This window comes from Methanolobus sp. WCC4 (assembly GCF_038022665.1).
Taxonomy (GTDB): Archaea; Halobacteriota; Methanosarcinia; order Methanosarcinales; family Methanosarcinaceae; genus Methanolobus.
This window is the reverse complement of sequence record NZ_CP150629.1, coordinates 703,683-723,827: the sequence shown is the minus strand read 5'-3', so window position 1 is coordinate 723,827 and position 20,145 is coordinate 703,683. Positions and strand designations below refer to the sequence as shown.

The window sequence follows — 20,145 nt, the reverse complement described above, 5'->3', positions numbered from 1 at the left end:
GCATCCCTCCTCAGGGAAGAAGGCACACTAATTGCACGAACGAAGTAAACTCCTGGCTGATGAGAGCATAGGCAAGCTCCTTTTCAAACTATCCGCTCCTGCCACAGTGGGAATGTTAGTCCAGGCTCTGTATAACCTGGTGGATACCGCCTTTGTAGGACAGGCACTGGGAGAGAACAGCATACAGGCCATAGGCGGCATATCTGTTGCTTTCCCGGTCATGATGATAGTTATGGCAACAGCACTTGCCATAGGTATCGGAGGAGCATCCATGATATCCCGCAGTCTTGGCGAAAGGGACATGGACAGGGCTGAGAACGTAATGGGAAACGTACTCTCCATGGTACTGATAACGAGCGTTCTCATCTGCGTGTTGGGAAGCATATTCATAACACCTGTATTGCAGCTTTTCGGTGCTACTGATACTATCATGCCCTATGCTACGGATTATCTCAGCATCATACTATACGGGTCCATATTCTTCATGTTCGCACTGGCAATGAACAATGTCGTGCGTTCGGAAGGGAATGCAAATGTGGCCATGTACACCATGGTCATCTCAGCCATTGTGAACATAATACTTGACCCGTTCTTCATCTTCAGTTCAGGATATGTCGAGTTCACCTTCTTTGCAGACAAATTCGGGATCGTCGTCCAGCCGTTGTACGTGTATGGTCTGGGAATGGGTGTTAAAGGAGCAGCCATAGCAACCGTCCTTGCACAGACCACTGGAGCATTGTTCCTCATATGGTACTTTGCATCAGGCAGTTCCACCCTTCGATTCCACACAAGGAACCTGAGACCCAGATGGGATATCATGAAGGAAAGTATCTCAATAGGAATGGGACCACTTGCAAGAAATGCCTCAAGCAGCCTTGTTGTCATCGTTCTGAACAACATACTCATAGCCTATGGCGGAGGAGATGTTGCCATTGCTGTCTTCGGTGTTGTCAACCGCCTTTTCATGTTCACTTTCATGCCAATGTACGGAATAGTGCAGGGATTGCAACCCATAGTAGGATTCAATTACGGTGCAAGGAACTTTTCCCGTGTGATGGATTCGGTGAAGCTCTCCATGCTCGTTACATCGACCATGTCGGTCGCAGGATTCATGTTGCTTATCATCTTCCCGGAACAGCTGTTCAGCATATTCACAAGCGACCAGCAGCTGATCTCATCCGGGAAATACGCAACACGTATCATGGTACTGGCACTACCACTTGTTGGATTCCAGGTGGTCGGTGCCTCACTATACCAGGCAATAGGCAAAGCACGTCCTTCCTTCCTGCTGGCAATGAGCCGGCAGTTGCTCTTCCTCATACCCCTGGTACTGATACTGCCACATTTCTTCCATCTGACCGGTGTATGGATGGCTTTCCCGTTATCTGATGGTCTTTCTTTCATGCTCACACTTGTGATGGTACTCAGGGAGTTCAGGGCACTTTCAGTAATGGGCGAAAATGCCTCCTGAGACCTATTGAATGCGTAATACAACGCATTTAAAAACCATCAGGACAATTCTGGAACCATGTCATATGAGAACGGACCACTTTTACTGATGATAATTGACGGTTGGGGTCACACCACCGAAGAACAGGGAAACGCGGTAATGGCCGCGAATACACCTGTACTTGACTCTCTTGTAGAGAAATATCCTTCATGCCTGCTACAGGTCTCAGGAGAAGGTGTCGGACTTCCTGAAGGACAGATGGGAAACTCCGAGGTCGGACATCTCAACATAGGTGCAGGCAGGATCATCTACCAGGACCTCACACGCATAAACAAGGACATCAAAGAAGGTGCCTTTTTCGAGAATCAGGTTCTCCTTGAAGCAATGGAGAACGTAAAGAAGAGTGATTCATCACTTCACCTTATGGGACTGTTCTCATACGGTGGCGTTCACAGCCACATGGACCATATGAGAGCAATTGTGGAAATGGCAAAGAAGGAAGGAGTTGAGCGAGTGTACATCCATGCCTTCCTTGATGGAAGGGACGTACCACCTCAGACCGCTCTTGATGACATGAAAGCACACGAAGAGTTCTGCAAAAGAACAGGCATAGCTAAAACTGCAACCATCTCCGGCAGGTATTATGCAATGGACCGTGACAAGCGCTGGGAACGTACAAAGCTGGCTTACGATGCACTGACCCTTGGTGAAGGTATCCTTGCAGATGATGCTGTTTCAGCGGTCAGTCAGGCATATGAAAGAGGAGAGAACGATGAATTCGTCAAACCTACCGTGGTGACAGATGGAGAAGGCAAACCTGTTGCAACGGTGATGGACGGGGATTCGGTCATCTTCTTCAACTTCCGTCCGGACAGGGCAAGACAGATGACATACGCTTTTGTTGAAGATACCTTTGATGGTTTCGAGAGAAAGGTCAGACCCAATGTACATTATGTCTGCATGGCAGAGTATGATGAGAAGCTCGACGTACCTATCGCATTCCCACCGGAGACCATAAAGGATACACTTGGAGAGGTCCTGAGCAAGAACAACATGAAGCAGCTCCGTATAGCGGAGACCGAGAAGTACGCTCACGTGACATTCTTCTTCAACGGTGGCGTTGAAAAGGAGAATGAAGGTGAGGACAGATGTCTTGTACGATCACCTGATGTTGCCACCTATGACCTGAAACCCGAGATGAGCGCCTTTGAGGTCACAGACGAACTTGTGGAGAAGATTCGCTCTGACAACTATGATGTAATCATACTCAATTTTGCCAACATGGACATGGTAGGCCACACCGGCATCATCGATGCAGCGATAAAGGCCGTCGAGACAGTGGATGAATGCACTGGAAGGATAATCGATGCACTGCTTGAGAAAGGCGGGGCAGCCCTTATCACCGCTGATCACGGCAATGCTGAGAAGATGATAGATTACGATACCGGAAAGCCACACACTGCACACACATCCAACCCTGTAAGGTGCGTTCTTGTGAACGGAAGGGATGGAATGGAGTTACAGGACGGAAAACTCTCAGACCTTGCACCTACAATGCTGGAGATCCTGGGAATCGACAAACCTGAGAAGATGACAGGAATGTCACTTATCAGAAAATAGAATTGAACTGAAGATAGAATATAGCCCCTGCAGAAATCACTTACATACTTAAAACCACAGATAGACGCAGATAACTGTTTTTTTATCTGCGTTCATCTGTGGTTAAGATCACAGAAAGGATTCCTAATAATCCAAAATATCAGAACCATTTATCCAGAGTGCTCTGGCCGCTTCCTGAAGATTCTTCGAGGCGTTCCAGGGCCTTTGTGACCCTGTCCTCTGAGAAATCATGTTCTCCGCATAAGAAAGAGATAACTGCCTGTGAGTCGGGTTTGTTCCATTTGAGAGAATAGTCATCAGTAACCGGAGGGGAAGTGAAGAACCCTTTGATATCCTCAAGGTTCGGGATCTCAAGACCTTTCACCTCAAGCACCTTTTCTATGGAACCGTGTTCCTTTATGAGTTTGAGGGCCGTCTTTGGACCCACACCCTCAAGACCATCATTATAATCTGTACCCACACAAAGAGCAATGTCGATAAGTTGTGAATGACTGACACCCAGTTCATCAAGGTTCTCTTTCAGGTTGATAATCTCAGGTTTCACATCCACATAGATGTTCTTCTTCGGAAGCTTTCGCTTACCTGAAACAGTAAGGTTCCTCACGACCACAGGGGAACCGAAAAGAAGGGAATCGTAATCCTGTGATGCTATCTTGTCCGCATCACCTTTTTTAACCATGTAGGATGCCTGTGCCTCTCCCTCAGAAGGGGCATCGACAAAAGGGATACCCATTGCAGTTAGCAACTTTTTAGAATCCTCGACGATAGTTGCATCCACCTTTGCAGATGCCTGGGCATATTTGTATGCCTCTTCAGCAAGCCCTTTTTCCTTTGCCTCGGCCCATTTCACCTTTGCGTTCTCGCGGGTTTCGGTACGTTTCTGTATTGTGCCTGATTTCCACTCAGGTGGCTTACCGTCAAAAACGAAGACAGGTTTCACTCCTGCTTCCACGATATTGGTCATCCTGTAGAGGATGCCTGACAGATGCGATGTGACATTTCCCTGTGAATCCTTAAGGGGAGTGCCATCTCTCTGCCGGATGATACTTAAGAACTGGTAAAGTGTATTGTAGGCGTCTATCGCTACTACATCTAAAGAAAGGTTAGATACCTCGATCGTGCTTCTCTTAAGAAGCTCTCCTATATCAACACCCATTTAAGACCACATAGAAAGTATGTGAAGAAGCTCAGCCTTTCAGGCCTCGCGTGTTATAAGTCCGTTACATTCAAGTCTTACATCAATGACAGAATCGTCATTTGCGTCTATCTTTCCTACCTTGAGGATATTTCCTACCCTGTCGATCAAATGTGTTTTGGTTATCTGCACCTGGTGCAGGTCATCCGATACTTTGTTCTTGTGGACCACCACAAGACTATGCTCGTCACCATTTTGCCCACCTAACTTTGACATCATGTTCTTCACAAGTTGTTCAAAGTCGGAATAGATAAGGATCTCAGAGCATTTTCCGGCTTTTTTTATAATTCCTATCGGTTCTAAATTAATGCGCATGTACGCACCTCTTATAGATAGAGATATTTAATCGATATTACCCAATACCCTACAACACTCTGATTAATATGGTTTGCGGATTAGAATGAAGTGTCAGAATCTCATCATTATTATCTGTATCTTGTCCTGTCCAGTGCCTCAATGACGTCATCCATTCTTAAAAGGACCTCGTGCACACGGGAATCAAGGGTATTCTCTACACTCTGGACATTTATCCTCAATGAACGTTCCTTTGCCTCAAGCATATTATCAAGTTTGCGCAGACGCATGTCGACAGAAAGGATCATCGCAGCAAGGGCTCCCACCATGACCATGGCAGCCAGTATTATCAAGGCATTCGCCGGGCTATATTTGAACCTTCCAAGCCATTCATATGTCAACACAAATGAAGAAACTACCATTACAACTGAGAATATTATGTCCCTGATTTCCATTCTGATCCCTCTCTATTTGATATGGCTGTTTTGCTATTAATATTATATAAGTCTAGTTTTAGATAGAGAATGCTTTACTATTATCCAGTATCAAACCATATAGTTAAAAGCTTACTAATTCCCCGGCTCTGTAGAAAAGTATCTCAGGAGGGACTCATCGTACAGGAACTTTTCTTAGCACGTGGCATTAAAGAAAAAAAGAATGCATGACACCTGTGGATATAGGTACTCCCTGTGAAATAGAGAACGATGCCGCATTATTCCCGCCTGTGAGAACAATGCCGGACATCCTCAACCAGTTATCATTAAAGATATTCCATAAGAACCCGAAGATGCTCGAGATTCACTGAATATTTGTTATCTTGCAACACTGTACATCTGCCCAGTGTTGTTTCCCCGGCTACCAGTCGAATAGCAAATGAGTAGCAGCTTTGTTCACCACATATATGACAATTGGTTTTCGGGAGATACTTATAGATCTCTGCATGATCTACCCTTATCTTTTCCCTTGTAGCAGGTGTAATGCCTTTTTTGATCGCCTCATTTATGGTTTCCTTGAGGTCATCAAGTATCTGCAGTGCCTCTTCCTGATCATCGACCATGGTCAAAGTGACAGCACCGGTGGAATAGAGGGTGATCATCCTAACACCTTTCTGGATGATCAATACCCCGAGTTTCTCCGAATATCTCGACCTCGGGAAAAGTGGTTCCATCAACTTAAGAGCACTTTCCAGTGGTGGCTCCAGACGGGCAATGATCCTGTATTTGCTCGAGTCTGCAATACATGGAAGGAGCTGCCTAATCTCCACAACATCAATTGGTCTGGCCCCGGACAGATCATTCTTTTTCTCTGCCAGCTTGCTGGTCCCGGACGCCATAAAACTCCTGCCCAGATCTGTAATTTCTACCATCTTATCCTTAACGACTATCATTTCTGCCTGTTGCAGATGTTGCAAATGATAGTCCAGCATAGACTGTCCGACTGCCTCGCCGATCTCTTTCTTTGACCTGTTGTCCTCATTGAGCAGACCCATGATCTTTCTTCTGGTAACGTTTGACATGGCATTGCTCACACACTTGATCTTCATAGTGGGATCCATCATCCTGATCACCTCTCATATTATCTTCATATTAGCCTATTGATGCAGAAGTATCCTATTTTGGGTTCCCGCAACACAAGTTGTTCTTTTCACTATCCTTGTCCCTGATATCGGTGAAGATATTGTCATACACCTTTGTCCACCCTAACTGGGAACCACCTGCAACGAACATTGCAACAGCGATCGCTTCTGCAATTTCTTTCTGGTTAGAACCATTGGAGATCGCCCTTTTTGAATGAATTTCAGTACAGTACTCACATCTCATCAGAACGGATGTTGCAACAGCAATAAGCTCCTTTGTTCTTACATCAAGAGAAGTTTCTCCAAATATGGAATCACGCATCTTTGCAAAATATTCAGCCGTTTCAGGCAATTGTTCATTTAAGAATGACATATACAGACCTCGTACATTCCAGAGACACCATAGCACAAATATGCATGATGTGCAAATCAAAAAATGTTGATATTAACAGAAAGATCACTGATGAGTACAGGAATAAACAAGATCAGATCGCCCATGTTAGAATTACAGGCTGGTCCCCTGATCATCAATAAATTACTTATGTTAAACAGAAGTTGTCATAATTATGCGATGTTGTCCGGAAGATCCTGTGATAAGACTTATGTGGGAAGAAGAGATGGAGCAGGAAAAGGTAATGTCCCCTGAAGCAGTTGAAAGTATATGCCAGTACCTGAAAGTACTTGCAAATCCCACACGCCTTCGGATAGCATACCTTTTGTCTGAACGAGACCATTGTGTATGTGAACTTATCTATAAGATCGAGCAAAAACAAAACCTGATATCCCATCACCTGTCAGTTATGAAGAAAAATGGAATAATTGAATCCTATAATCAGTCAAAATGGAAGTACTATCGGCTAAGTATCGACGTCAGCCCGGTGCTCGATCTCTTTGGGGAAGACAGGAAAGATCGAGCATAAAAAAGCTTGCAATTTTCAAAAGAGAATCACTTAAATACTGAACCATACCTTTACTATATTTATATAATATTCGTTAATTTATATAATTGGAGTTGAACCATTGAGTTCGGAGACGGGAATAAAGGACTATATACCAATGCTTGTGATGGCAGGCATAATACTGGTAGTACAGATCACAGCATTGCTTTTAGCCACACCTATGAACGATAGCGGTATGCAGGCGTTCGAAGATCCGGATTCCACTGCGAACAGTATCTACTATATAGGTATCATCCTTGTATTCACGTTCTTCCTGCTGATGGCGATCAAGAAGAACATGGAATGGATAATACAGCTCACCATATTGCTTGCCGTGGGTGCTACCATGTTCTATGTGTTCTTCGCCCTTTTGTCACTTGCAGACATCGCAGAGATGACAAACAACATCATTTCCGCAGTTGTAGCTGCCGTGCTGACCATATTACTCTACAAGTTCCCGGAATGGTATGTTATAGACACAGTGGGACTTATCATAGGAGCAGGGGCAAGTGCGATATTCGGAATATCCCTGTCAATACTTCCGGTACTGGTGCTCCTTGCATTGCTTGCAATATATGATGCGATATCCGTTTACAAGACAAAGCACATGATCGACCTCGCGGAAGGTGTCATGGACCTGCGTTTACCCATCCTCTTTGTGATCCCCAAACATCTGAGGTACTCATTCATTGAGGACTCTTTCAATAAGGAAGAAGGCAAGGAGAAGGAAGCTTTCTTCATGGGACTGGGTGATGCTATCATGCCAACGATCCTCGTGGTCTCGGCAAATGTGTTCCTTGTGCAGAAAGCTGAATCATTGGGCTACATCGGATTCATATCCTACCCTGCCCTTGGTGCAATGATAGGAACTGTCATAGGATTCATAGCACTCAGTGTGCTGGTCATGAAAGGAAAGCCACAGGCAGGATTACCATTCCTGAACAGTGGTGTCATACTGGGATACATAGTGGGTGTACTGGCCTCCGGGGCCGGAACTCCTTTCTACTGATCTTTTTTTAAAATAAAACCAAAAGTAACATTGAAAATAATAACCGGCAATAGCCGGTCCTTACTTTTAATCCTCTTCCGGAAGCTCGGAATTGGAATTGATATTACATATAGAACAGTTGGAGTCGGAAAGACAGTTATCGGGATCATCGAACTCTGTGTCCACGGCACGGGTGCCTTCCGCAAGGACCGCTGCGGTCGATACACTGCTTGCTATGAGAATTGAATCGAATATCTCTTCCCTTGAGACACCAAGTCTCTTTGCAACCCTGACATGGGTCTTCATACAGTGCTCACAGCGCAGTGCCGATGCCACAGCTATGCTGATGAGTTCAACCGTCTTTGGGTCCATGCGCTTGAACTCCCGCATGACGCTGTTCTCGTAGATCATGCGTGATATGAAGATCTCAGGCATATCCTTCATGAAGTTAGTTATGTAAGGGATCTCACCATATCGTTTCTCAACGTCGGCCAGAATATCTTCAACAGCCTCTTCCGGCTCCTTGTCAAGGATCTCTTTTATTTTTTCAAGTTCCATAATAACCTCATGTGGTCTTTAACAGGATATCAGGCGGTAAAGCCTACCTCTGATTCACGTTTGATCTTGACCAATATATAATTTTTCATTTTGGACCTCGTGATCGAAGCCATATCAGAAAGCCTTACACCCTCGTCGAATTCAAGGTTCTCCACCCTTTCATGGAACTCATCGTATGGGAGTTTAACACGCAGGCCGTCAAGCTGGAGAGTGACCGGAGCAGGCGAGTACACATCGAATATCTCAGGTATCTGCTCATGGATCTCTTTCATGACCCTTGGAGGCAGCACGGCCAGAGGGTCCTTTGCAAGGTCCTCACGCATCTTCTCCACAACTTCAACTACCTTTTCAAGCAGTATGTCAAGTGCACTGAGTTCACCGGGTTTTCTCATTCGATGAGCTACCCTTCCAACGCCACCGACATAAAGGTCGGCATTCTCCACATCCTCGGTCTTAATATCAAGAGGACCACCGGTGACGATCTTAGGAATGGTGACACCTTCAAGGAGCTTTGGCTTCTTGTTCTTTATACAATCACTGAAAGTACCGAAGGAAAATACAGCAAGGTCATGTTCATTGATCAGCTTCCTCTCATAATTATCGGAAAGTGAGACCCTTCTGCCCATACCCCTCGCAAGACCGATCATATTGGTATTGGAGCCTCCCCTTCGCATGAACTCCGCCACATCACATGCAGAGTGTGGCAGGTGGTGGGACGCAAGTGTAGGGGAGACCACAGCGATCTCAGTACCTGTGAGTGGTGCACGTTCGAGCTTTCCAAGGAGTTTTTTCCCCAGTTCCTCGATAAGATGGACATCGTCCCTTGGGATGAGCATGACAAGAGTGACCTCTGTAGCTGCAGGCACCTTCTGTATAAGATAGCCTCCAAGGTCCTCCAGAAGTTCGGTGATGAGGGTGTGCTGGTGTATACCACCCTCGTAGATATAGGGCTCCAGTATCGCTGCCATTATTCATCCTCCATTAGCTCTTCGGCAATGTTACGGGCTTCCTGTATCCACTCAGGTTTAAGGATGTCCTCACTGGCTGCGAACACGAACCTGTGACCATCAAGTGAATGATAGCGAACCCTGAAACCTTCCGGAGTGGACCTGATAGCCATCTCTACAAGTCTTGACTGTAGGGTCTTTTGCGGATCAGCGACAACTATGTTCCGCAGTTCTTCCACATCATTGTCCAGGTCCTCCACGGTCATGATGAGGGTCTTCCTTTCCGGCTGACGTACCCCTGCACGTCCGTATTTTGCCCAGAGCTGTTCAAGTAATTCAGGCAGATATTTCTCCTGTTCTATCGAGATAGTGACCTCTTTTGTGATCTGGTTGGTAATATCAACGCTGCCCATATCAGATACTTTCACTTTAGGCTGGCTACCTCTCAGGATCACGGCCATGAGGTAAAGGGAATCTTCAGGCCTTACTCTTACCTTTATCCTGCCGATGGCGCCACCGAGTACCAGTTCTGTGATTATATCAGCGACTATGCTCTTGTACGCATCTGCTTCTGACTGGACAGTGGACTCTACAATGAAAGTCTCAAGGGCATCCATAGAATTACTCCTCCACGTATCCTGATGCCAGTAAAGCACTTCCTACAGCACCGATGAGATGAGAGTTCGGTGGTACAAGAACATTTATCTTGAGCAGCTCACCAAGGGCCTTTGGCACACCTTCGATAAGTGATGAACCTCCCACAAGGATCAATGGTTCCTTCACATCGACCTCCTGAAGCTGCTGTTCGAATATCTGCTCTACGACACTGTGACATGCAGCAGCAGCAACATCCTCAGGTGTCGATCCCTTTGCAAGTGAGTTGACAAGCGACTGGATACCGAAAACAATACAGTAACTGTTCATATCCACATTCTGCTCCATGCCTTTCACAGCAAGGGCACCGAGCTCCGTGATATCAACACCAAGTCTCTTTGCGGTCATATCAAGGAAACGTCCTGATGCACCAGCACAGATACCTCCCATTGTGAACATTCCGGGAATCCCGTCATCAACTGATATGGCCTTGTTGTCCATTCCACCGATATCGATCACAGTGGCATGGCCCTTCTGGGAATCTGCAAGATATACAGCACCCTTTGAGTTGACAGTGATCTCTTCCTGGATGAGTCTGGCATCAAAGTGTTCACCTATCAGGAAACGACCGTAACCTGTTGTACCGATCGCCTGGATATCCTCCTGTTTGACACCGGCCTCCTCAAGGGCCTGGTTGAAAGCTTCCGTGGCACTGTCAATGACCTTGATGGTAGGGACCCATCCTGAACCTATGATCTCGTTGTCCCTCATGACAACTGCCTTTGTGGTGGTTGAACCTGAGTCGATACCGGCAGTAAGCCCGCTCTGCTTCTCCCTTGCAAGCAGGTGTCTGCGTCTTGCGATGGTTGTAAGGGCTTCCATACGGGTCAGCAGTGTTGCTGCAGTTGTACGCTCTGTGAAAGAATAACTGATAACCGGAAGTTCGGAATGTTTGTTAATGTAACGACGTACCTCGTTCCTGACAATGGCAGCCTCTGCACATCTGAAACATGAAGTGATGAATACTCCGTCAACATCCGTGATCCCTTCTACAACGGCCTTTGCCCTTGCCATCATGAGACGAAGGTCAGGACTTGCAGCTTCGATACCGAAGTCCTTACCGATATCATCAAGGAGATCGATCTCTACCTCGGGATAAACCAGTTTTGCGTTAACGCTCGCTGCAACTGATTCAAGCTCACCGTGGACACCTGCGTATTCGGAACCACATGAGACAAGAGCCACCTTTACAACAGCTTCTTCATTCATTCTTCATCCTCCCCGCTACTCTCAGGTAATGACTTCAGGAATTCTGCGATGGTGTAGACGAATTCCTGCCCTTCATCATCAGATTCCGGGAAGTCCAGCTCAAGGAGAGGCATGTCACGGCTTCTTATGAGGTACTTTGTAAGCTCGTTGGTACGTGCACAGCCCATGCAACCGAACGCCATTGGTGATTCACCTACAATGATACCGGCCTCTGCCTGCTCTATCATCGGGCCCACCAGAGCCATCCTGCCCCTCACACCTGCAGGGACCTCCACTGCCGCATACTTAAGCCCGTGCTTTGGCTCCTCTGCAGTGATGTTCATAGGTGGTGAATCAACACCGACAGTAGTGACCTTTTCCTTTATCTTTTCCATCATTGCCAGGGGTGTATGGCCGAACCTCTGCACCAGGTCAGAAAGGATCAGACTGTTTGTAGGGTATATGATAACTTTAGCCATTGTATTGCCTCATAAGCTGGATTCTATCAGATCCTGAAGTTCTTTCACTTCAAGTTTTTTCTTGTGTTCTGTTTCCTTGAGAGGAACATGCTGGTCATATTTGTCCAGGGCTTTGCCGATCATCGGAAGCATCATTGCCTCTTCCTTGAGGAAATAGAAGCCAGGTCTTGACCCTCCTCCACGGGAAGCACGGCATCGCCTCTCATCTCCGGGAGGGAAACCTCGTTCTTTTACGAATATATGGTTCCGGTCCAGATCGACTATCTCTTTAACCACTTTGTTCACAGATTCCCTGGGGCCTGTTACCATGGTCCCGAAACATGTTTCCTTAATAACTATATCAGTACTGGATTCGTATATCTTCATGGCAGCATCGATAGGCAGCACGCTATCCGAACTTGTAACTACAAGTTTTGTTATGACATCCTCATTATCTTCGGCCATCTTCATTCCTCCCTGCTGCGCTCCAGAATATACATTAGATCGTCATCCTTGAAATGTTTGAGTTTCTCTATATCAAGGATCTTTCCTATGATATTGGTATTTCCGAACTTCTCACCCGTAGGTCCGAAAAGGTCATCATCTGTTGTCTTCACACCCACCATACCGGCCCTTTTCGCTGACTGGTTGGTAACACCTATCTCACCGGCCACGGTCATCTTAGGAGAGTTCTCAGGGAAGATCTCCTTGTATGATTCCGCCGGTTTCTCAGCCTTGAAGATATAGGTGTTCTCGTAGGTCATCATTACGGGAAGGATGCCTACAGGATTGTACTGCAGGCCGACCGCATGCCTGAAGAAATCAAGGGTCTTTGGCGCAAGGTCATCATAAAGCTCGATCTCCACAAGCATCTCAGGGTCTACTCCCTGTACCGTGACCTTCTTTTCATGTAGTATCTCTATGGTCGTGGAAGGTGATTGTTTGACAATGAAACCGTCGTCCTCCGTGTATCCTTCCCTGATCATCTCGATACCCTCTGAGCTCATTGCATCTTCGGCTTCGCTGTTGGTCATTCCAAGAAGCATTATCCGGTCAGGAACTGATTCCACCATGATCTTCTGTCCCTTCTCCGCCATCCTTGCAAGTTCTATGCCCTTTAACACATGCCCGATGACAGAATGCATGATAGATGACGTGCGGTCATCCGTTGATATGAACAGCTTACCGGCACCATAACCTACTGTCCTTACAAAGACGGAACCTGTTGAGCGTGATTCGAAGTTCTCGTAAGTGACAAGTTCCCCCTGGAACCTGTGGTCCGATATGAATGATGTCGAGCCGAGATCCACATGGAAAGTGCTATCCCTGGTGACAGAAAAGAAGAATTCAGCGCCTTCAGGTGCAAGAGGGTCGATCTCTATCTCAACGTATGTGAAGATCTTCGAGCCATCCTCAAGCTTAAGGGAAAGGTCTGTGGTCGATATATGGTCGCCTGCCTTTTCCCATTCAATGACAGGTTCCACGGACAATATCCTGTCACCTTTCACAAGTTCGGGAAGGACATGTTTGCTGCTTATGAGCCTTGCAAAGACCCCGTCCTCAGGTGCTCCGTACTCTGAGGTATGTTTTGCCTTACTGATGATGATATGGGTGTTTGCAGCATCACCGCCACCTGCACCGAAAAGTAAAGTGAACCTTTCCATATCAGTACTGCCACGAGCCGGTTCCATATCCGTAGGGAATGGTCCGAAAGCCAGCGCATCCCTGCTTGTCCAGCGAACCGACAGGTCGGAAAGTCCATTAAAAAGAGAGACCCATCTTTTAGAGGATGGGGAGGATTCATCCAGCAGTTCGATCTTGAACTCACCCTTAGAGGTATTAACGACATATTCCACAGAGGCCTGTGACTTAGTATCCTCCCTCTCAATGAGTATTCCGACTGCTGTTCCTTTCTTATAAGGTGCGTTTGACACCTTGATGGCGTCCTCAAGGGTCGAACCTTGTGGTAATTTCAATTCCTGTCCGTTGATCTCTACCGTTATTTCGCCACTCGTGCCAAACTCCTCCGTAACTTATCAAGATATCATGGTTCTGCTGCCGCTTCTATGCGCTCTTCATCGGTAAGTTGTGACAGGACGGCAGCCGGTTCCCCTACACTGACTATCTTACCATTTCTCATAAGAGCTACGCGGTCACATATCTCCTCAAGGAAGTCCATGTCATGTGAAACGATGACGAATGTATCACCCATCTTCTCACGTGCTTCCAGGATGGACTTTGTGACATCCTTCTTGGTGAACGGGTCCATTGTTCCCGTTGGTTCATCCATTACAACGATATTCGGCTCCTTCATAAGTATCTGAGCCAGTGCAACCCTGTGCCTCTCACCTTCGCTAATCTCATCTGACATCTTCGATAATATAGATTTTGCCTTCTCCTCTGTGAATCCTGTTGCCTTCAGGGTGTTTATCGCCTTTCTGACAGCAAGCTCGTATGGAAGGTCCACACCTATTGATTCTGTGAGATTGTCAATGATCGTCCTGTGAGTGTAGAGTCCGTACTCCTGATGAAGGATACCCATGTACTTGACAGCACGACCCCTGCATTCAGGACCAGGCTTCTTCATGTCCACCCATTCTTCTCCGACACGCACCTGGACCTCACCACTTGTAGGCTGCACGATTCCCATAAGTATCTCGGATGTTGTGGTCTTTCCTGCACCACTTGTACCCGCAAGTCCGAATATCTCTCCTTCTTTCACTTCAAAGGAGATATCGTTAACGGCGTAAACAACACCCCTGCTCACGGAGATGTACTTCTTGACAAGATTATCGACCTTGATCAATGGGTCACCTACAACGACATCGCACTTCTTTTCAACAGTGCAGATCATCTCCATGAACTCATTTGCAACCTCGGAAGGATCTCCTTCCTTTACAATTGAGCCATCCTCAAGGATGATAGCCTTGTCAGCAAGGTCCTCTACTACCTCAGACCAGTGTGAGGTGATGACCATTGTCATGTTGTAGTCCTTGACAGCCTTTGCAATTACATCATGGACGATCTCTGCGGTCCTGGGATCAAGTGTACCGGTTGGCTCATCTGCAATAAGAAGCATTGGGTCCCTTACAAGCTGACGTGCAAGTACCACCCTCTGTTTCTCTCCACCACTGAGGTCACGTGCAACATGCATCATGCGGTGTGAGAGCTGAACCTTCTCAAGAAGTTCCACAGCACGGGAAAGAGCAGTCTCGCTGCTGACACCTATCTCAGTAAGTGAGTTCACCACATTGGTAATGACCCTGTCATCACCATAGAGGGCGAATGTACGCTGAAGCATGATAGCGATCCTCTTTGTGATCTCACGCCTGTCATTATCATGTAATGAAAGTTTGATAAAATCAGCTTCAAAGGGCTTAAGGGTATCCTGCTCACATGCAGGGCACTGCTGTCCTGCTTTGCCAGGTGGCTCTATGTGTCCACATTTATCGCATCTTGCGAGGTGGTATATTACTTCGCCACTGATACCTTCATACTCTTCAACACCACGCAGGACGTGCATCAATACTGTCTTACCCGAACCGCTCCTACCAAGGATTCCAAGAACTTCTCCCTCGTTGATCGTCAGGTTTATATCTTTGAGAACTTTGACACCATCAAATTCAAGTGTCAGGTTTTTGACTTCAATGAATAATGCCATTTGATTACCTCCGTCCAGGGGTGCATAGGAGTCCTGTTGCACTAATAATGATATGCATATCTACTCAAATTACTTAACGGTTATGCAGATTGCGTACAAAACTAGTTCTGCCGGAACCCATGCAGACCTGATAACAAGTTTTTAGCGATCTTTTTAAAGATTTACTGTTGGATTATTGAACTCAATACATAAACATAACGCATCTGCTTCGCGGTGTTAACTCCACAAAAGAGCGCTAGATATTGATTTTACAATGTTATGAAATCGTCTATTTTTTTTATTATGTCCACTACATCGATGATATTAGATATATTGATGTCTGCGGCATCCCTGAGTACCTGCGGCCTTTCATCCCCCTGCTGTGAGGTAAGAATTCCCACATCAGCAGCCCTCAGAGCCAGTATATCGTTCATGCCATCCCCCACCATAAGAACCTTATCATAACTCTTTTTGAGATCCCTTACTATGCGCTCCTTATCACGGGTTGTGGCAACCGGGAAAACGTCCTTCATAGAAATATCAAGAGAAGATGCAAGGGTGCTGAGATTTTGGGCATCATCCCCGGAAGCTATGTAGATATCAGCCCCCAGTTCCCTCAGAATCCTGATCGTCTCAGAAGTGTTGGAATACACCTGTCCTCCTGTGCTGAGCACGTAGGGCACCATATCCTCCCGGGAATCCACGATAAGTCCTGCGGCGAGATAGAACACATGAGGACAGCGCCCTCTTACAAGACCTACAACGTCATTGATATCACTCACCTTTGTGCGGTTCTTCCTGATGATATCATAGACATCATCAATGTGGAAAGGACTGCTTGAACAACTGATCCCAAGATCGATACCATATGTGTTGATGAACTCATGGAGCTCCATATCCGGTTCACACCCTCCAAGTTCATCAAGACTTGTGCGAAGAACGACCAGCGCCCGGTATTTCTCCTGTGCCACCAGAAGGGTTGTCTGCACATCCTCGATAATAGAGCCGGTGCTCATTTCCTTTGCAACACGATACATATGCAACAGTGTCCCGGCACTGTCAAAGACAACAGCAACACGTTTTTCCATAGAGGATAGTCGGTATTTATCGGATATATGTCTGATCATGGATCCCATCCTTTGAAAGAGAGCATGCCAAATGACTAATATGCGAACAACTACAAGTCTCTGATAGCAGGCAGGTGCTATGACCAGGATCAACCGAATAATTATTGCCCTGATAATACTTATCGCACTTTCCTTTGCCTTTGAGAATATGAAACGTTCGGACATTGAGGATCCTGTGATCCTATTCGAACCCTGGGACCACAGCCCTATAACCGTCTATATAGATGAAAGGGATGTTCCTGAACACTATAGCCCCAGTTACAGGGAAGATGTGGAGAAGGCACTGGAATACTGGGATAGTGGTGGCAACGGACAACTGACATATGAAGCAGACTTTGAGATAGTCGACGTTGACAATGCGGACATACTGATAATGTGGGTGGACAACCTTGAGAAAGATACAGGTGCACAGGACAGCGTTGCAGGATTCACAAGACCGTACATTGTCAACGGGCGGTTCAAGCGTATCGACATTGTGCTTGAGACCGGGAACTACCAGGGTTACTCATGGAACCAATATGGCGATACTGCAATGGAGGACATAGCCATTCACGAACTGGGACATGCACTGGGACTTGGGCACAGCAGCGACCGGGACGATATCATGTACCCCACATATGACCGCAGAGAGAGTCTCAACCCCCTTCTGCTCCGCTCAACATGGCCCATACTTCTGGTCCTGACCATCGGTGCCATAATCGTGATATCATACCACGGGACAGGCTGGCTCCACTACAGGAAAAAGAGAAGGGAACTCGAAGATGATGTCTTCAACGACACAGGCGGAGAGGATGAGGATGACTGATATGACGATATACCAGGCCATTCTGAGATACTTTGGAGGGGAAATTATAGACTTCTCTGACCATGAGGTGGACCTGTCCGTTCTCACAGATTTTCAGCGAACGGTCCTTGAAGAAGTGAGGAAGATACCTTACGGGGAAACAGTGACATACCAGGAACTTGCCTGTCGCATAGGAAAAGAGGGTGCTGCCAGAGCCGTTGGAACTGCGGTCGCCAGGAACCCGTATCCCATAATAGTACCATGCCACCGGGTAGTCTCCTCCTCGGGGATCGGCGGATTTTGCGGAGAGACCTGTGGTGAGAAGGTGGATCTGAAAAGAAGGATGCTGGAGATGGAAGCCATCAAGATCTCTGAGGAAAAGGATGAATAATACTACGACAGATATCCATGAGGAGAGAAGAAAATGTTCGGATGGACAGGAAGGACAGTGATCGTTGACCTTGGGGAGAGTTCGGTTACAGAGACCAGGACCAGAAAAGCATTTGCAGAACAGTTCATCGGAGGCAGGGGGCTGGGGTGCCGGCTGATGGAGGAGTTTGCAGATCCAACAGTCGACCCGCTGGGATCTGAGAATCCGCTCATCTTCACCACCGGACCGCTTACCGGAACAGCGGCTCCCATGTCAGGACATTTTGCAGTCACATGCAGATCACCACTTACCTCGACCATATTCAGTTCCAATGCAGGAGGACACTTCGGGGCCGAGCTTAAATTCGCAGGCATAGATGCCCTTGTGATCATTGGGAAAGCAGAAAGACCAGTGTACCTCAACATCTACGATGAGGATGTGGAAATACTGGATGCAGGGCACCTCTGGGGAAAGAGCACGTCGGAGACCACCGCAATATTTGCAAAAAAGGATAAAGGGAAAAGTAAGGTCGCATGCATTGGCAAAGCCGGGGAGAGACTTATCAGCATGGCGAACATCGTCAACGACAGCATCTATTCCAGTGGTCGCGGAGGACACGGTGCGGTTGCAGGTTCAAAGAACCTGAAGGCCATTGTCGTCAGGGGTACGAACAGGGTCCAGATAGCTGAACCTGAGGCTTTTGAGGAGGATGTGGAAAAAGTAAATAAACTCCTTGTGGCAAACCCGCCTGCATCAAAAGGACTACAGAAATATGGAAGTTCGGTCATATCAGACCTCCTAAGCCATACAGGAACGCTTCCTGCACGCAATTTCAGTGAAAGGGGAGATAGAAGTGCCGGAAAACTCTCCGCTGAGAAACTTAACACGGATCATAAGATAGAACAAAAACCCTGTTATGCATGCCCCATCGGATGCAGAAGAACTACAGAGGATGGCAGCCCCATACCCGATTTCGATTCGATCTGGGCCTTCGGACCTAACATCGGCAACGATGATATGGAACTTATCATGGAGATGGACAGGCTCTGTTTCGACTACGGACTGGACCCTCTCTCATGCGGTGCAGCCATTGCTGCATACATGGAAGTGAACCCATGGATGGAAATGGATGAAGTGAAGGGAATGCTCATTGAGATAGGAAGCGGAGAACATGATGTTTGCAGGGGTTCACATGCCTACCTCTGCTCTGTTGATAAGGAGGAATACAGCACCTCGGTGAAGGGACTGGAACTTCCGGGTTACGACCCCAGAGAGATGGCAGGGATGGCAATAGCCTATGCAACTTCTAATACCGGAGGGTCGCATCTCAGCGCTTTCATGGTGGCTCCTGAGATAATGGGAAAACCTTTCCTGCTTGACAGGAGGTCCTTCGACGGGAAAGCCGCCCTTGTAAGACATTTCCAGAACCTCAGCGCAGTGATAGACTCAATGGTCATGTGTCCGTTCTCCATGCTTGCTGTAGGAGAAGTGGAACTTGCCTCGATGCTCGCCCATGTGACAGGAAACGATTATTCTGCCGGAGAAATGCTTACGGCAGGTGAAAGGATATTCAACCTTGAGAGGATGTTCAACCTGAGAGCAGGATTCACATGGAAGGATGACACTCTCCCGGAGAGATTCTTTGGCGAGGATGGTATCGACAGGGGAGAGTTCGAGAAGGCGATATCGGATTATTATCATTTCAGGGGATGGGATGATGATGGGGTTCCCACTGAAGGGAAACTGAAGGAACTGGGTATTGCTGTGAAGAGATAGGACTATCCTTTGTTCTGCTGGATGATCTGGATATACTAATACATATATACGGGTACTTTCAATTATAACCCCCCACTACTACGGGAACCAAAGGTAAATTTATTATATAGCATTGGGAATTATACCAATAGACCTTTTAAACTCATAACTTATTGTTACGATTATGGAGGATTTCAAGTGAAAGTACAAGTTGAAGTTAAAGAACTCAAAGAAGGCAAATACGTCGTTGTGGACGATGAGGCCTGCGTTATCAAGAGCATATCCAAATCAAAGCCAGGTAAACACGGTTCAGCAAAGGCAAGAGTAGATGTCATCGGACTTTTCGACAAGCAGAAGAGGTCATTCGTAAGCCCTGTTTCCGATAAGATCTACGTTCCTGTGGTCGAGAGAAAGAACGCACAGGTACTCTCCGTCGCTGGTGATGTCGCACAGCTCATGGACATGGGCGATTTCTCAACATTCGAGATGACCATTCCTGACGAATACAAGGAAAGGATCATTGAGGGTGAAGAGGTTTCCTACCTTACCGCAATGGGCAGGATGAAGTTCGATCTCAGATGATCGAACCCCAAACTTCCTTTT

22 protein-coding genes are annotated in these 20,145 nt (G+C 46.8%); 8 read left to right on the top strand and 14 right to left on the bottom strand.

Annotation, left to right across the window (positions count from 1 at the left end):
- Positions 1 to 31: 31 nt before the first annotated feature.
- Together V7O63_RS03620 and gpmI are read left to right on the top strand one after the other, a co-directional pair.
- A complete protein-coding gene (locus V7O63_RS03620; RefSeq protein WP_340820160.1) occupies positions 32 to 1,471 on the top strand; it encodes an MATE family efflux transporter in 1,440 nt (479 codons plus the stop codon).
- 57 nt (positions 1,472 to 1,528) lie between these two features.
- Positions 1,529 to 3,070 carry a 2,3-bisphosphoglycerate-independent phosphoglycerate mutase gene (gpmI, locus tag V7O63_RS03615; RefSeq protein WP_340820159.1) on the top strand — a complete coding sequence of 514 codons (1,542 nt, stop codon included), beginning with the start codon at positions 1,529 to 1,531 and terminating at the stop codon, positions 3,068 to 3,070.
- Between the two features lie 139 nt (positions 3,071 to 3,209).
- Here the strand turns inward: gpmI and fen are convergent, their stop codons facing one another.
- The 5 genes from fen to V7O63_RS03590 form a co-directional block, all read right to left on the bottom strand.
- Positions 3,210 to 4,226: a flap endonuclease-1 gene (gene fen / locus V7O63_RS03610; protein ID WP_340820158.1), complete on the bottom strand. Its 1,017-nt coding sequence runs from the start codon at positions 4,224 to 4,226 to the stop codon at positions 3,210 to 3,212.
- A 39-nt stretch (positions 4,227 to 4,265) separates the two neighbouring features.
- Positions 4,266 to 4,580 (bottom strand): hypothetical protein, encoded by a 315-nt coding sequence (locus tag V7O63_RS03605; RefSeq protein ID WP_340820157.1) that lies wholly within the window; start codon positions 4,578 to 4,580, stop codon positions 4,266 to 4,268.
- Between the two features lie 110 nt (positions 4,581 to 4,690).
- On the bottom strand, positions 4,691 to 5,014 hold the full coding sequence (locus tag V7O63_RS03600; RefSeq protein WP_340820156.1) for a hypothetical protein: 324 nt from the start codon (positions 5,012 to 5,014) through the stop codon (positions 4,691 to 4,693).
- Between the two features lie 305 nt (positions 5,015 to 5,319).
- On the bottom strand, positions 5,320 to 6,117 hold the full coding sequence (locus V7O63_RS03595) for a (Fe-S)-binding protein (RefSeq protein WP_340820155.1): 798 nt from the start codon (positions 6,115 to 6,117) through the stop codon (positions 5,320 to 5,322).
- Positions 6,118 to 6,169: 52 nt separating this feature from the next.
- Positions 6,170 to 6,508 carry a carboxymuconolactone decarboxylase family protein gene (locus V7O63_RS03590; RefSeq protein WP_340820154.1) on the bottom strand — a complete coding sequence of 113 codons (339 nt, stop codon included), beginning with the start codon at positions 6,506 to 6,508 and terminating at the stop codon, positions 6,170 to 6,172.
- A 193-nt stretch (positions 6,509 to 6,701) separates the two neighbouring features.
- On the opposite strand from V7O63_RS03590, the gene V7O63_RS03585 reads away from it, so the two are divergent.
- Both V7O63_RS03585 and V7O63_RS03580 read left to right on the top strand, forming a co-directional pair.
- Complete coding sequence (locus V7O63_RS03585) at positions 6,702 to 7,055, top strand: metalloregulator ArsR/SmtB family transcription factor (protein WP_340820153.1); 354 nt, start codon at positions 6,702 to 6,704, stop codon at positions 7,053 to 7,055.
- 100 nt (positions 7,056 to 7,155) lie between these two features.
- Positions 7,156 to 8,082: a presenilin family intramembrane aspartyl protease PSH gene (locus V7O63_RS03580; RefSeq protein ID WP_340820152.1), complete on the top strand. Its 927-nt coding sequence runs from the start codon at positions 7,156 to 7,158 to the stop codon at positions 8,080 to 8,082.
- Positions 8,083 to 8,148: 66 nt separating this feature from the next.
- On the opposite strand, the gene V7O63_RS03575 is transcribed toward V7O63_RS03580, so the two are convergent.
- From V7O63_RS03575 to V7O63_RS03535, 9 genes are all read right to left on the bottom strand, one after another.
- A complete protein-coding gene (locus V7O63_RS03575) occupies positions 8,149 to 8,619 on the bottom strand; it encodes a carboxymuconolactone decarboxylase family protein (RefSeq protein WP_340820151.1) in 471 nt (156 codons plus the stop codon).
- A 29-nt stretch (positions 8,620 to 8,648) separates the two neighbouring features.
- Positions 8,649 to 9,587 carry a methanogenesis marker 7 protein gene (locus tag V7O63_RS03570; protein ID WP_340820150.1) on the bottom strand — a complete coding sequence of 313 codons (939 nt, stop codon included), beginning with the start codon at positions 9,585 to 9,587 and terminating at the stop codon, positions 8,649 to 8,651.
- Entirely contained in the window at positions 9,587 to 10,183 is a 597-nt protein-coding gene (locus V7O63_RS03565; RefSeq protein ID WP_340820149.1) for a methanogenesis marker 17 protein, read from the bottom strand. Before V7O63_RS03565 ends, V7O63_RS03570 begins: the two co-directional genes overlap by 1 nt.
- Positions 10,184 to 10,187: 4 nt before the next feature.
- Complete coding sequence (locus V7O63_RS03560; RefSeq protein ID WP_340820148.1) at positions 10,188 to 11,429, bottom strand: methanogenesis marker 15 protein; 1,242 nt, start codon at positions 11,427 to 11,429, stop codon at positions 10,188 to 10,190.
- On the bottom strand, positions 11,426 to 11,887 hold the full coding sequence (locus V7O63_RS03555; protein ID WP_340820147.1) for a methanogenesis marker 5 protein: 462 nt from the start codon (positions 11,885 to 11,887) through the stop codon (positions 11,426 to 11,428). Before V7O63_RS03555 ends, V7O63_RS03560 begins: the two co-directional genes overlap by 4 nt.
- A gap of 9 nt (positions 11,888 to 11,896) precedes the next feature.
- Entirely contained in the window at positions 11,897 to 12,331 is a 435-nt protein-coding gene (locus V7O63_RS03550; protein WP_340820146.1) for a methanogenesis marker 6 protein, read from the bottom strand.
- Between the two features lie 2 nt (positions 12,332 to 12,333).
- Entirely contained in the window at positions 12,334 to 13,857 is a 1,524-nt protein-coding gene (locus V7O63_RS03545) for a methanogenesis marker 3 protein (RefSeq protein ID WP_340820783.1), read from the bottom strand.
- Between the two features lie 53 nt (positions 13,858 to 13,910).
- Positions 13,911 to 15,527 (bottom strand): methyl coenzyme M reductase system, component A2, encoded by a 1,617-nt coding sequence (gene atwA, locus V7O63_RS03540; protein WP_340820145.1) that lies wholly within the window; start codon positions 15,525 to 15,527, stop codon positions 13,911 to 13,913.
- 248 nt (positions 15,528 to 15,775) lie between these two features.
- A complete protein-coding gene (locus V7O63_RS03535; protein WP_340820144.1) occupies positions 15,776 to 16,594 on the bottom strand; it encodes an HAD family hydrolase in 819 nt (272 codons plus the stop codon).
- A 118-nt stretch (positions 16,595 to 16,712) separates the two neighbouring features.
- Here V7O63_RS03535 and V7O63_RS03530 point away from each other — a divergent pair, with 118 nt between their 5' ends.
- The 4 genes from V7O63_RS03530 (at position 16,713) to V7O63_RS03515 (ending at position 20,124) form a co-directional block, all read left to right on the top strand.
- Positions 16,713 to 17,438, top strand: a complete 726-nt coding sequence (locus tag V7O63_RS03530; RefSeq protein WP_340820143.1) for a matrixin family metalloprotease — start codon at positions 16,713 to 16,715, stop codon at positions 17,436 to 17,438.
- Positions 17,431 to 17,808: a methylated-DNA--[protein]-cysteine S-methyltransferase gene (locus V7O63_RS03525; protein ID WP_340820142.1), complete on the top strand. Its 378-nt coding sequence runs from the start codon at positions 17,431 to 17,433 to the stop codon at positions 17,806 to 17,808. Before V7O63_RS03530 ends, V7O63_RS03525 begins: the two co-directional genes overlap by 8 nt.
- Before the next feature lie 33 nt (positions 17,809 to 17,841).
- The gene (locus tag V7O63_RS03520; RefSeq protein WP_340820141.1) at positions 17,842 to 19,563 is read left to right on the top strand and encodes an aldehyde ferredoxin oxidoreductase family protein; all 1,722 of its coding nucleotides are present in this window, start codon (positions 17,842 to 17,844) and stop codon (positions 19,561 to 19,563) included.
- Positions 19,564 to 19,740: 177 nt separating this feature from the next.
- The gene (locus V7O63_RS03515; RefSeq protein ID WP_340820140.1) at positions 19,741 to 20,124 is read left to right on the top strand and encodes a translation initiation factor IF-5A; all 384 of its coding nucleotides are present in this window, start codon (positions 19,741 to 19,743) and stop codon (positions 20,122 to 20,124) included.
- The last annotated feature ends 21 nt before the right edge of the window (positions 20,125 to 20,145 follow it).